The following is an 11,990-nucleotide window of genomic DNA, read 5'->3' on the forward strand; positions in this document are numbered from 1 at the left end:
GAGCGCTCACGATCGCGCGAGCGCCGTCAGCCGGGAATCAGGTACGCGTCGACCATAATCGGTCCGCGGATCTGGCGGAGCTCATCGATGATGCGATCGACACTGCGTGCGGAGACCGACGGCATCTGCAGGTCATGGGGGCCCAGCGGCTCGAGCCGCCCTGTGCGGATGCGGATGACCTCCCAGCCGGCGGCGCGCAGGGCACGATCCTTGCGCAGGTCCGTCTCCTGTCGCTTGCCGACATGCTCGAGTCCGTGGCGCCCGACGGTGTCGTACTCGATCGCGACGCGAAGCTCCGGAAGCAGGATGTCGGGCCAGACCTCGGTGTGACGGAAGAACGGTCGTGTCACCTTGACCGCGTTGACATCCGACGTGAAGGTGATGCGAGACGCGAGCGCTGCGCGGAGCCGGGCTTCGGCGGCGGATGCCGGCGCAGGAGCGCACACGCTCGAAAATGCCTCGCCGGTCGGCAGATCGGGAGTCTTGGCGCACAGCGTGAGCTGCGGTCTCGGACGCCGCGGAATCGCGCGGGCCTCTCCCAGCACCACGGGCTGGGGCCTGGCGAGCGTCGAGCATTCGGGGCACCATGCCGACTGGCGACGCACCCGTCCCGGCCGCTCACGCTGTTCCGACGGAGTGGCGGCGAAACGGTGGCCCACCCGGCATTCCCAGCACAGCAGCACGTCGGCGGCCAGCGGCACCTGCGAGAGTGCGATGCCGTGATTGAGCTCGGGATGGTACTGGCGGATCAACTCTGGGTAGGCGGCCCATTGCGAGCGATAGGTGCCGACCTCGTATGGCACGTCTCGGCCTCGCGAGAACTGGCGTCTCGCCCACCACGACTGCACTGGTTCGGCCACGTCGGGAAACCTACCGGTCGCCGCCGACATCGCCAGAGGGCGTCGGACGTGACAGACTCGCGAGGGAGAACGAGTCCGGTGGACGGACAGAGGGAGTCATCATGCCGCAGCGGATCGTGATCAGTGGCGCATCGGGTCTGATCGGCACGGCCCTCGCGTCGTCCTTGCGGTCAGACGGCGTGGAGGTGACGACCCTCGTGCGTCGTCCTCCGCGCGACGCCTCCGAGGTTCAGTGGACACCTGGGGAGCGCGAACTCGACCCCGACGTGCTGGCAGGGGCTGACGCCGTGGTGGCCCTGGGCGGGGCGAGCGTCGGTCGCCTGCCGTGGACCCCACGCTACCGCCGGGAACTCGTCGAGTCTCGTCTGACGACCACTCGCACGCTCGCGACCGCGGTGCGCGCACTGCGCGACGATGCCCCGTCGCTCGTCTCGGCGTCCGCCGTCGGCTACTACGGCTCGGCACCCGGCGAGATCCTGACCGAGGCATCTCTTGCGGGCGACACGTTCCTCGCGCAGCTCTGCGTGCGCTGGGAGCAGGAGGCGCTGCGCGCGGGGGAGCAGACGAGGGTGGCGCTGCTGCGTACGGCCCCGATCATCCACCGCCAGGGTGTGCTCAAACCGCTGATCCAGCTGACCCGATTCGGGGTCGCGGGTCCCATCGGGCCCGGCACCCAGATCTGGCCGTGGATCTCTCTCGTAGACGAGGTCCGCGGCATCCGACACGTGATCGATCAGCATCTCGAGGGCCCAGTGAACTTCACTGGCCCGACGCGCGCCTCGGCGAACGACATCGGTCGGGCACTCGCGAAGAAGATGCGGCGACCTTTCTGGATTCCGGCTCCGACCTGGGCGCTGAGGCTCGCGCTGAGCCGTGACGCCGCCGACTCGCTGCTCGTCTCGGATGCCGATGTGAGGCCGGCGGCGCTCGAGGACTCCGGGTTCGAGTTCACCCACAAGACCGCGACGCAGGCCGTCGACGCAGCGATCTGATCGCGCTGGGTCGACGGCCGCATGCTCAGCGGGCGTGGGGGTCGCGCCGGTTGAGGGTCTCGACCACCTGCGCGTAGTCGCCCCGCGCCTCGCCGTAGCGCAGGAACTTCACGTTCTCGACCTGGATCTCGGTCGCGTCCGGCTGGGCCTCGATGAGTTCGACGACCTCGGTGACGAAGTCATCGAGCGGCATCGCGAAGTCGCTGGTCTCCTGACCGGGCATGAGGGACGTACGCACAGCCGGCGGTTCGAGCTCGAGCACGCTCACGCTCGTGTCGGCGAGCTGCAGGCGCAGCGATTCGCTGAGCATGTGGATGGCCGCCTTCGTGGCGTTGTACGAGGGGGTGACGCGCAGGGGGGCGAAGGCCAGCCCGGACGACACGGTCATGATCGTGGCATCCGGCACGGTGCGCAGGTGCTCGATGAACGCCGCGATCAGTCGGATCGGGCCGAGCAGGTTCGTGGTGACCGTCGCCTCGGCAGTCTCGAGAAACCCCTCGGGCGACTTCCAGTCCTCAGGGCGCATGATGCCGGCCATCGCGATGACGACGTTGAGCGACGGATGCGCGGCCAGCACCGTCTGCGCGGCCCCATGGATGCTGCCGGCATCCGTCGTGTCGATCTCGACGGTGTCGATGCCGGGGTTCGCCGCCGCGATCTCGTCGAGCAGTTCGACACGACGCCCGCCCACGATCACGGTGTTGCCTCGTTCGTTGAGTCGCCGGGCGAGCGCGAGGCCGATCCCGCTCGTGGCGCCGGGGATGAAGATGGTGTTTCCGGTGATGTTCATGCGTCCACTCTTCGACGTGTCGCAGCGGCTCACCAGAGACCGCGCATCCAGGGATCCGCGATCCCTGGATGCACGACCCCGAGCACGAGATACTTCACGGGTGGACAGAGAAGCACTGGCAGAGTTCCTCGTGCGACGCAGGGAGCAGCTGAAGCCGTCAGACGTCGGGCTCGGCGCGGGAGCGCGCCGCCGCACTCCCGGTCTCCGTCGCGAGGAGGTCGCGCAGCTCGCAGCCATGTCGACCGACTACTACGCGCGCCTCGAACAGCAGCGCGGTCCGCAGCCCAGCGTGCAGATCCTCGCCTCGCTCGCACGGGCGCTGCGGTTGACTCCCGACGAGCGCGACTATCTCCATCGCATCTGCGGGCACAGCGCCCCGGACCGCACGACCTTCACCGACTACGTGCATCCGGGCATGCTCCGTGTGCTCGACCGCCTCGATGACACGCCCGCCTTCGTCGTCTCGGTGCTCGACGAGGTCCTGATCCAGAACGACGCCGCACGGGCGCTGCTCGGCGACGTCAGTGGTCTGGAGGGTATCGAGCGCAGCGGGATCTACCGCTGGTTCGCGCACCCGCACGACGAGCGCGGGCGCTATCCGGAGCAGGATCACCTGCGGCACAGTCGTGTGCTCGTGGCGTCGCTCCGGTCCGCATACGGCGCGCTCGGCGAGCGCTCACGAGCCGGCGAGATCGTGCGCGAGCTCATCGTCCGCAGCCCGGAGTTCGCCGAGCTGTGGGACGTGCACGAGGTGCGGCGGCGTTTCGAAGACCACAAGGTCCTCATCCATCCGGAGATCGGCCCGATCGAGGTCGACTGTCAGGCGCTGTTCACCGAAGACGAATCCCAGGCGCTCATCGTGCTGACAGCAGCGCCGGGAAGCGACGCGGCGAGCAAGCTCGAACTGCTCAGAGTGCTCGGGACGCAGCGGGTCTGACCGGCACCCAGCACGAGACCCTGCTGCTGTACTCCACGAACTCCGACCCGAATCTCGCTTCCAGATCCGCCTCCTCGAGCGGCCGCACGACCGAGTTCCACAACAGCGATCCGAAGAGCGAATACGCGACGACGAGCCAGGAGCCCATGATGAGGCCGACGCTGATGCCCTGTGCGATGCCGGCCACCGCCATCGGGTTGCGCACGTATCGATAGGGGCCGGAGATCACGAGGCGTCGCGCCATCTGCGATGGGAGCGGGGTGCCCTCACCCTCGACCGTCATCGACACGGCCGACCAGATTCCGAGGGCGGTCGCGGCGGCGAGAAGCACACCGCCGGCCAGGTGGACGACGAGCGGAACCTCGATGCGCAGCGACCAACGAGCCTCGACGAGCGACACCACGATGGGGATGACCACCAGGAAGGTGCCCCAGAAGAACAGCGTCTGCAGTCCGGTGCGGGCGAGCAGCGCTCGTGTGCCGACTCTCGCAGCCGGCCGGAAGGCGAGTGGGCCGGTGACCAGCCATTCCACGGGTGCTCTTCCGCAGAGCAAGACGATTCCGGCCGCGACGCTCGCCCCGGCAGCGATCACCATGACCAGGGCGCCCCATCCGGCGAGGCCCGTCGCCGTGGCATAGACGGCCATACCGGCGGCGACGATGGCCGTCCACGGAACAGCGACCCAGACAGCCCACCGGGAACCCGCTGCGATGACTGCCGAACCGATGACGAAGAGCGGGATGTCGAACACCGCCACGAGTCCCGCCGGCAGGTCTCCGAGGGTGAGGCGACGCACGTCGTCCGACAGCGCCACCGCGATCCACCAGGCCGCTCCCGCCAGAGCCTGCACAGCGAAATACAGCCGAGCGGTCACCGGTGTGATCGGGATCCCTGCGATGACCGGCATGCCGCCAGTCTATGAGCGCCCTCTGCCGACGCCCGCTCAGGACGCCGCCTCAGGACTCCTCGTGCGACGCGGGATCTGCGTCGAACAGCCGTCCGTCTGCACGTCCGAGCGCGGTGATCGCCTCGACCTCGGCGGTGGTCAGCACGATCTCAGCTGCGGCGAGGTTCGAGACCTGGTGTTCGAGAGAGGATGCCTTCGGAATCGCCACCGTCTCCCGTGCGATGTGCCAGGCGAGCACGGTCTGGGCGGGGGAGATGTCGTGCGCCGCGGCGACCTCACCGATCACCTGTTCCTCGATCAGCTGCTTCGCGCGTCCCAGTGGACTCCACGCCTCGGTGAGGATGCCGTTCTCGCGGTGATAGGCGAGCTGCTCGTCCTGCGGGAAGTACGGGTGCACCTCGATCTGGTTGACGACAGGGCGGACGCCGGTCTCGCGCTCGATGCGTTCGAGGTGCTCGGGGAGGAAGTTCGAGACGCCGATCTGTCTCACGACTCCGCGCTGCTGAGCGTCCACCAGCGCCTCCCATGCCTGCACGTACTCGTCCTGGTGCGGGTTCGGCCAGTGGATGAGGTGCAGGTCGATCGCGTCGACGCCCAGCCGTGACCGGCTCTCCTCGATGCTCGTCCGCGCCTTCGCGCGCGGGTGATGACGGCCGGGCAGCTTGGTCGTGACGATGAGCTCGGACGCGTCCACGTCGGATTCGCGCACCCCGCGGCCGACCGACCCCTCGTTCTCGTAGTTGAATGCCGAGTCGATCAGCCGGTACCCGGCGCCGATCGCCGAGGCCACGGCATCCGCGCCTGCATCCCCGTTGAGGGCGTAGGTGCCGAGTCCGAGAGCGGGGAGGGCGAAGCCGTTGTGGGCCGTGAAGTGAGGGAGAGCCGTCATGGCGCCAGCGTACGCTGGAGCGATGAGCGGACTGCAGAGGATGGCGCCAGATGACGGCGTCCCGGATAATGCGGCGCGTTGTCCGTGTGGCTCCGGAGAAGTCTTCGGCGGATGCTGCGGGCCTCTGCTCGACGGGGCACTCGCACCCACGGCTGAGCGCCTGATGCGCTCGCGCTTCACGGCGTTCTCGATCAAGGATGCCGCGTACCTCCTGGAGACCTGGCATCCGTCGACCCGCCCCGCCGAGATCGACCTCGACGACGACGTGGTCTGGCGGCGCCTCGTGATCATCGATCGCGCCGGCGGTGGCCCTTTCGATCGCGACGGCGAGGTCGAGTTCGAGGCCTTCTGGCAGCAGGGCGCCGAGCGGGGTTCGCTCCGCGAGCGGAGCCGCTTCGTGCGCGAGGACCGCAGGTGGCTCTACCTCGACGGACAGGTCGGGTGATGGACGTGACCGCGCAGCGACTAGATTTGAGAGCGTGAACGCCAGCCCAGAACACCAGCGCATCCTGCTCGACGTCGCCGACCTGGACCGGCGCATCGCGCAGGCGGAGCGCGCGCGCACCAAGCCCCCGCAGGCCGCCCGCATCACCGAGCTCGTCGCGATCCGTCAGGATCAGCTCCGCGAGCTGACCGCGCTGACCGGCACGCGTGACGACGTGCGCACCGAGCTCAAGCGGCTCGAGTCCGACGTGAAGCTCGTCGAGCAGCGCCGGGCCCGCGATGCCGATCGGCTCGCCGCGGCCACGAACTCGAAGGAGGCCCAGGCGCTCGAGCACGAGATCGCCAGCCTCGCCAAGCGCCAGAGCGACCTCGAGGACATCGAGCTCGATGTCATGGGTCGTGTCGAAGATGCCGACGCGGCGGTCGCCGCGCAGCAGGCTCTGCTCGGCACCACGACCGCAGAAGGAACCGCGCTCACCGCTCAGGCCAAGGCCGACGTCGCGGCCGCGACCGACCTCATCGCCCAGTTGACGCGCGATCGCGAGGCGGTGACGGCATCCCTTCCGGCGCCGCTCCTGGCCGAGTACGCACGCCGCGCCGCGAACAGCGCCGGCGCCGCGGTGCTGAGCCGTGGCACTTGCGAAGGCTGCCGGATGCTGCTCCCGGGCACCGACCTCAACGACATCCGCAACGCGCCGGACGACCTCGTGGTCTTCTGCCCCGAGTGCGGCTGCATCCTGGTGCGCACCGAGGAATCCGGGCTGTGATCTCTGCGCCGCGAGCACGCCAGCGGTGAACTCGCGGCAGCAGACCGAACGTCGCGTCGTCCTGGTGGCGGCTCGCTCGGGCGGCTACACGGCGGTGGAACTCGATGCGGATGATGCCGAGGCACATCGGTTCGATCTCTCCGCGTCTGAGATGCCTGCGTGGGTCGCGGCTCAGGAGCGCGAGAACCCGCCGCGCTGGGTGATCCGCAGCGCCCGCGAGATCTACCCCGTCCTGCTCGACGCGGGGGTCATGCTCGCCCGCTCTCACGATCTGCTGCTCTGCCACGCGATTCTTCGCGACACGGACAAGGTCCCGCGCCCGCTCGCTCCGTCGTCGTCCTGGGTGCGACGTGAGCCCGTCGACGAAGCCCCGGCGCTGTTCGACGTCGTCGCGCATGACGCGCCGGATGACCCTGTCGGCGACACCCTCGACCAGTACCGCGAGCAACGTCGCGTTCTCAGGGACAGCAAGGACGGTCGCCTGACGCTGCTCACCTCGGCCGAATCGGCCGGAGGACTGATCGCCGAGGAGATGCGCGCGGCCGGCCTGCCCTGGAACGAGTCGGTGCACGATGGCATCCTCACCGAGATCCTCGGCACCCGACCGATCGCGGGAGGCCTGCCCAGCCGCATGGTGGCGCAGGCCGAGCGGGTGCGTTCGATCCTCGGAGACCCCCATCTCAACCTCGAGAGCCAGCCGAAGCTGCTCCGCGCTCTGCACCGTGTCGGCGTGCAGGTCGAGTCGACGGGCCGATGGGAGCTCGCCCAGCACAGTCATGCCGTGGTCGAGCCGCTGCTGGCGTACAAGAAGCTGTCGCGCTTGCTGAGCGCCAACGGATGGGCGTGGCTCGCCGAGTGGGTGCATGACGGGCGATTCCGGCCGATCTACATCACGGGCGGGGTCGTGACGGGGCGGTGGGCGTCGGCGGGGGGCGGCGCTCTGCAGCTGCCGCGCAACCTGCGCGCCGCGGTGCGCGCCGACGAAGGGTGGACGCTGGTCGTCGCCGACGTCGCTCAGCTGGAGCCGCGGATGCTCGCAGGCATGGCGGGCGACCGTGCGATGGCCCGGGCGGCGCAAGGAAAGGACCTCTACGCCGGGGTGGTGGAATCGGGTGCCGTGGCGACGCGCGAAGAGGCGAAGTATGCCGTCCTCGGGGCGATGTACGGAGCGACGACCGGTGACAGCGGTCGGCTGGTTCCTCGACTGCGCAAGGTGTATCCGCGGGCTATGGCGCTCGTCGACAAGGCTGCACGGTTCGGCGAGGACGGGGGAGTCGTGTCGACGTGGCTGGGTCGGTCGTCTCCGCGTCCGTCGATCGAGTGGGAGACGATGCAGGCCGCCGCCACCGATGCCGACGCCGACCCCGCCGAGGTGGCACTCGCGCGCCGCCGCGCGCGCGACTGGGGACGCTTCACGCGCAACTTCGTGGTGCAGGGCACCGCGGCAGAGTGGTCGTTGATCTGGCTCGCTGAGATCAGGCACCGCCTGCAGCCGTTTCCCGAGGCAGAGCGAGAGGCTCCGGCATCCGGGATCTTCGGCGCGCGTGCCCACCTCGCCTTCTTCCTGCACGATGAGGTGATCCTGCATGTTCCTCAGGAGCAGGCGGATGCCGCCGCGGATGCCGTACGCGAAGCGGCGGCGGTGGCCACGCGCCGACTCTTCGGGGGTTTCCCGATCGAGGTCCCGCTCGATCTGCGGATCGCGGAGTCGGCTGAGAAGTAGGACGCTCTGGTCGTAGACTGGACGTGCGAATGGGTCGACTGGACGGTCGCGTGGCGGGCAACCGCACCGAGGAACGTCCGGGCTCCTCAGGGCAGGACGGTGGGTAACGCCCACCCGGAGCAATCCGCGAGAAAGTGCCACAGAGAGCAGACCGCCCCGCAAGGGGTAAGGGTGAAAGGGTGGTGTAAGAGACCACCGGGGGCCATGGTGACATGGCCCGCCAGGTAAACCTCGTCCGGAGCAAGGTCAGACAGAGGATGTTGACGCGGCTCGCCGAGTCCTCGGGTAGACCGCTAGAGTGCCACGGCAACGTGTCGCCGAGAGAGATGGCCGTCGAAGGGGCGAAGAACCCCGGAACAGAACCCGGCGTACAGGTCGGCCCATTCGCATCATCACCGTTGGCTTCGGGGCAGGATGCTCGGTAGCGTTCGTTCATGTCGAACCGCACAGCCGCCGCCACCGTGGCGTTCCTCGCCGCCTTGGTTGCCGCAGCGCTCACCGGCTGCACCGCGCCGGCTCCAGAGGGCACCGAGACTCCCGCGGCAGTTCAGCCCGTGGTGAAGCCGACGCCGAGCGGTACGCCCGTGCCGACACCGACCGCGACAGCTGAGGTGAGCCGCTGCGACGTGCTGTCCATGATCTCGTTGACCGGCTACAGCGAGGGCGATGAAGAGCCGACCTACTACGCGACGTGGAACGGCGTACTGCCGGCGGATAACGGAATGACCGATTTCGCGCGCGGCACGGTCACGAAGACAGCGGACGGCAGCATCGCGACGTACACGGTCGCCGCTGGCGACGCGCCGTCCGCCATCAGGGAGCGGCTGTGCAGCGATGTCTACGCGGCGATGAGCTATAGCCGTCTGGGGTCGATGCTGTACCCGGGCGATGTGCTGACGCTGGGACCGGGAGCCATGGAGCCGCTCGCGACGGAAACGTTCATCTGGGAGCCTCAGCGCCGCTGACAGTATCCGGGGCGCTGCTCCCCGCATCCGACGCCTTCCGGCGCTTGAGGTTTCGCCGCACGAGGGGCCAGAACAGCACGAGCACGCCGGTGGCGATGAGGCTCGTCCAGACCTGCGTTCGTCCACCCTCGCTGAACATCATCACGGCGATCACCGCCGCGATGCACGCGATCAGCAGGATGTTGAGCCAGGGGTGCAGCCACATCTTGAGCTTGAGGTTCGCGACCTCCTCGGGCGTCATCTTCTGACGGAGCCGCCACTGCGTGAGGGCGATGAAGACGTAGACGAACAGGGCGACGAGTCCGGCCGAGTTCATGATGAAGTCGAAGATCCCTGACCCCGGCGTCAGGAAGTTCACCAGGGTGGCGATGAGTCCTCCGCTGGTCGAGGCCAGCAAAGCCATCACCGGCACGCCGTTCTTCGACTTCTTCGCCACGATCTTCGGCGCGAAGCCCTGCTCGGCGAGGGCCGCGAACATGCGCGATGCCGAGTAGAGACCCGAGTTCAGCACCGAGATGACCGCGGTGAAGATCACGAGCTGCATGATGATGCTCGCGCCGGGAATGCCGAACTGCTCGAGAGCGTAGGTGAACGGCGCATTGGCCACATCGGTCGGAACCGGCAGCTCGTTCCAGGGAACGACGGTGACGATGATGAGCACGGAGCCGACGAAGAACAGCAGGATGCGCCAGATGATCGTGCTCGTCGCCTGACGGATGCCCTTGGCAGGGTCTTCCGACTCGGCGGAGGCCATCACGGCGATCTCGGTGCCGAAGTACGAGAAGATCACCAGCGCGACTCCTGTGAAGGCGACGCCGAAGCCGTTCGGCGCGAAGCCGCCGTGCTCCCACAGGTTCGAGATCGAGACCTCGGAGTTCGGCCACAGCCCGAAGGCGAACAGCAGACCGGCGCCGAGGAAGACGACGATCGCGAGCACCTTGACGCTGGCGAGCCAGAACTCGACCTCGCCGAAGGCGCGGACGGAGATGATGTTCGTGCCGACGAAGATGCCGATCAGGATCAGCGACCAGGCCCATGACGGGACCGCGGGGAACCAGCTCGCCATGGTCTCGCCGCCCAGCACCGCCTCGTAGGCCAGCACGCCGACCCAGAAGTACCAGTACAGCCAACCGACGAGATACGCGGCCCAGTTGCCGAGGCCCACTCGTGCGTACTCCATGAACGAGCCGATGGCGGGCCGCGACGCCGCCATCTCGCCGAGCATGCGCATGGCGAGGAAGACGAGAAGCCCGCCGATGAGATACGACAGCACCGCCGCCGGCCCGACAGCGCGGATGACGTTGCCCGATCCGACGAAGAGGCTCGCCCCGATGATTCCACCGAGGGTGATCATGGTGACGTGGCGCGACCGCAGCTTCTTCGCCTGAGGCCTCTCGACGGGGACGAGGCCGGCCGTCGTCTCCGGCGAGACCGGCCTCTCCCACGATGATTCTGACCGTTCGTTCATCTCGAAGCTGCCTTTCGTTGCGATGCGGCCCATGCGTCGAGACCGTTGTTCAGAGCTGTCTCGCCGCCCGAGAAGGACACGGAGGAGATGCCATGGTGGCACGTTGGTGTGGTGCCGCGCAGTATTTCGGTGGACTGATCGCGGCCGGCCCCTCGCCCGAACGTACACAGGGCCCCGCCAGATCGGCGGGGCCCTGTGTACTCGGCGTGTGCGGGTCAGTCGCCGGCGAGGGATGCAGCGCCGATGATGCCCGAGTTGTTGCGGTGGATCGCCGGGACGATCGGGGTCTTGAGGTCGAGCAGCGGGAGGAAGTCTCCGGCGTTCTTCGACACGCCGCCGCCGACCACGAACAGGTCGGGGCTGAAGAGGAACTCGATGTGCGAGTAGAACTTCTGCAGACGCTCGGCCCACTCCGCCCAGCTCAAGCCCTCGCGCTCGCGCGCGGACGTCGCGGCATAGGTCTCGACCGACTCGTACTCTCCGAAGTTCAGGTGTCCGAGCTCGGTGTTCGGCAGCAGCACGCCGTCGTAGAGGAACGCCGAACCGATTCCCGTGCCCAGGGTGGTGAGCAGCGTGAAGCCGCGCACATCGCGGGCCGCACCGTGGCGAGCCTCTGCGACGCCGGCGGCATCGGCGTCGTTCACGAAGACGATGTTGCGTCCGAGGCCGTCGCGGAAGAAGCGCTCGGCATCGAAGTCGACCCACTCCTTCGAGACGTTGGCGGCGGAGAGCGTCTTGCCGCGCTTGACGATGGCGGGGAATGCCACGCCGAGGGGGAGAGTCGAGTCCTTGACGTCGAGGGTCTTCAGCACGGTCTGCACCGCCTCGAGGACATCCTGCGGAGATGCGCCCTTGGGAGTGGGCACGCGCACCCTGTCCGAGGCCATGATGCCGTGCTCCAGGTCGACGAGACCTGCCTTGATACCCGTGCCGCCGATGTCGACGCCGATCGCTTTTGCCATGGTCGATAGCTTAGCGACCGACGTCAGCGCCGATAGGATCGATGACACCACGTGAAGAAGGGGATCGGCCATGTCGAACGGCGATGAGAAGTACTGGTACAACCTGGAGACCGGCCAGGTGGAGTTCGGGATGATCTCCGCGTCGGCCGATCGCGTCGGGCCCTTCGACACCGAGGCCGAGGCTTCTCGGGCTCCCGAGAAGCTCAAAGAGCGCTCGCGCGCCTGGGCCGAGGAGGAAGCGGCCGAGAGCGGCTGGGACGCCGGCACCGGCAAGGGCGCTGAGTGA

Annotated in this window: 13 protein-coding genes and 1 other RNA gene; 8 read left to right on the top strand and 6 right to left on the bottom strand. The window is 68.2% G+C overall.

Annotated features, from left to right (window positions below):
* Positions 1–26: 26 nt before the first annotated feature.
* On the bottom strand, positions 27–860 hold the full coding sequence (locus tag ASF87_RS17005) for a zinc-ribbon domain-containing protein (protein ID WP_082508968.1): 834 nt from the start codon (positions 858–860) through the stop codon (positions 27–29).
* Positions 861–961: 101 nt separating this feature from the next.
* Between ASF87_RS17005 and ASF87_RS17010 the strand changes: the two genes are divergently transcribed.
* Positions 962–1,852 (top strand): TIGR01777 family oxidoreductase, encoded by an 891-nt coding sequence (locus tag ASF87_RS17010; protein ID WP_056377584.1) that lies wholly within the window; start codon positions 962–964, stop codon positions 1,850–1,852.
* A 25-nt stretch (positions 1,853–1,877) separates the two neighbouring features.
* Here ASF87_RS17010 and ASF87_RS17015 read toward each other — a convergent pair whose 3' ends face one another.
* On the bottom strand, positions 1,878–2,642 hold the full coding sequence (locus ASF87_RS17015; protein ID WP_056377587.1) for an SDR family oxidoreductase: 765 nt from the start codon (positions 2,640–2,642) through the stop codon (positions 1,878–1,880).
* A gap of 100 nt (positions 2,643–2,742) precedes the next feature.
* Between ASF87_RS17015 and ASF87_RS17020 the strand changes: the two genes are divergently transcribed.
* On the top strand, positions 2,743–3,579 hold the full coding sequence (locus tag ASF87_RS17020; RefSeq protein ID WP_056377589.1) for a helix-turn-helix transcriptional regulator: 837 nt from the start codon (positions 2,743–2,745) through the stop codon (positions 3,577–3,579).
* Here ASF87_RS17020 and ASF87_RS17025 read toward each other — a convergent pair.
* Together ASF87_RS17025 and ASF87_RS17030 are read right to left on the bottom strand one after the other, a co-directional pair.
* Positions 3,551–4,486: an isoprenylcysteine carboxylmethyltransferase family protein gene (locus ASF87_RS17025; protein ID WP_056377590.1), complete on the bottom strand. Its 936-nt coding sequence runs from the start codon at positions 4,484–4,486 to the stop codon at positions 3,551–3,553. The genes ASF87_RS17020 and ASF87_RS17025 overlap by 29 nt on opposite strands.
* A gap of 49 nt (positions 4,487–4,535) precedes the next feature.
* Positions 4,536–5,375, bottom strand: coding sequence for an aldo/keto reductase (locus ASF87_RS17030; RefSeq protein ID WP_056377592.1), 840 nt, complete (start codon positions 5,373–5,375; stop codon positions 4,536–4,538).
* A gap of 22 nt (positions 5,376–5,397) precedes the next feature.
* On the opposite strand from ASF87_RS17030, the gene ASF87_RS17035 reads away from it, so the two are divergent.
* From ASF87_RS17035 to ASF87_RS17050, 5 genes are all read left to right on the top strand, one after another.
* Positions 5,398–5,820, top strand: coding sequence for a YchJ family protein (locus tag ASF87_RS17035; RefSeq protein WP_056377595.1), 423 nt, complete (start codon positions 5,398–5,400; stop codon positions 5,818–5,820).
* Positions 5,821–5,854: 34 nt separating this feature from the next.
* On the top strand, positions 5,855–6,586 hold the full coding sequence (locus tag ASF87_RS17040) for a zinc ribbon domain-containing protein (protein ID WP_056377597.1): 732 nt from the start codon (positions 5,855–5,857) through the stop codon (positions 6,584–6,586).
* Between the two features lie 25 nt (positions 6,587–6,611).
* The gene (locus tag ASF87_RS17045) at positions 6,612–8,309 is read left to right on the top strand and encodes a bifunctional 3'-5' exonuclease/DNA polymerase (protein ID WP_235558983.1); all 1,698 of its coding nucleotides are present in this window, start codon (positions 6,612–6,614) and stop codon (positions 8,307–8,309) included.
* A 30-nt stretch (positions 8,310–8,339) separates the two neighbouring features.
* An RNA gene (gene rnpB / locus ASF87_RS17380) (RNase P RNA component class A) lies at positions 8,340–8,696 on the top strand.
* Positions 8,697–8,743: 47 nt separating this feature from the next.
* A complete protein-coding gene (locus tag ASF87_RS17050; RefSeq protein ID WP_056377599.1) occupies positions 8,744–9,274 on the top strand; it encodes a hypothetical protein in 531 nt (176 codons plus the stop codon).
* Here ASF87_RS17050 and ASF87_RS17055 read toward each other — a convergent pair.
* A complete protein-coding gene (locus ASF87_RS17055; protein WP_056377722.1) occupies positions 9,249–10,742 on the bottom strand; it encodes an amino acid permease in 1,494 nt (497 codons plus the stop codon). The genes ASF87_RS17050 and ASF87_RS17055 overlap by 26 nt on opposite strands.
* Positions 10,743–10,957: 215 nt before the next feature.
* A complete protein-coding gene (gene ppgK / locus ASF87_RS17060) occupies positions 10,958–11,704 on the bottom strand; it encodes a polyphosphate--glucose phosphotransferase (RefSeq protein ID WP_056377601.1) in 747 nt (248 codons plus the stop codon).
* 70 nt (positions 11,705–11,774) lie between these two features.
* Between ppgK and ASF87_RS17065 the strand changes: the two genes are divergently transcribed.
* The gene (locus ASF87_RS17065) at positions 11,775–11,990 is read left to right on the top strand and encodes a hypothetical protein (protein WP_042541153.1); all 216 of its coding nucleotides are present in this window, start codon (positions 11,775–11,777) and stop codon (positions 11,988–11,990) included.

The organism is Microbacterium sp. Leaf161 (assembly GCF_001423645.1).
Taxonomy (GTDB): domain Bacteria; phylum Actinomycetota; class Actinomycetes; order Actinomycetales; family Microbacteriaceae; genus Microbacterium; species Microbacterium forte.

Coding starts and splice junctions, on each gene's coding strand:
- ASF87_RS17010 (WP_056377584.1), top strand. CDS start 962: ATGCCGCAGCGGATCGTGATCAGTGGCGCATCGGGTCTGATCGGCACG.
- ASF87_RS17015 (WP_056377587.1), bottom strand. CDS start 2,642: ATGAACATCACCGGAAACACCATCTTCATCCCCGGCGCCACGAGCGGG.
- ASF87_RS17025 (WP_056377590.1), bottom strand. CDS start 4,486: ATGCCGGTCATCGCAGGGATCCCGATCACACCGGTGACCGCTCGGCTG.
- ASF87_RS17030 (WP_056377592.1), bottom strand. CDS start 5,375: ATGACGGCTCTCCCTCACTTCACGGCCCACAACGGCTTCGCCCTCCCC.
- ASF87_RS17035 (WP_056377595.1), top strand. CDS start 5,398: ATGAGCGGACTGCAGAGGATGGCGCCAGATGACGGCGTCCCGGATAAT.
- ASF87_RS17050 (WP_056377599.1), top strand. CDS start 8,744: ATGTCGAACCGCACAGCCGCCGCCACCGTGGCGTTCCTCGCCGCCTTG.
- ASF87_RS17055 (WP_056377722.1), bottom strand. CDS start 10,742: ATGAACGAACGGTCAGAATCATCGTGGGAGAGGCCGGTCTCGCCGGAG.
- ppgK (WP_056377601.1), bottom strand. CDS start 11,704: ATGGCAAAAGCGATCGGCGTCGACATCGGCGGCACGGGTATCAAGGCA.
- ASF87_RS17065 (WP_042541153.1), top strand. CDS start 11,775: ATGTCGAACGGCGATGAGAAGTACTGGTACAACCTGGAGACCGGCCAG.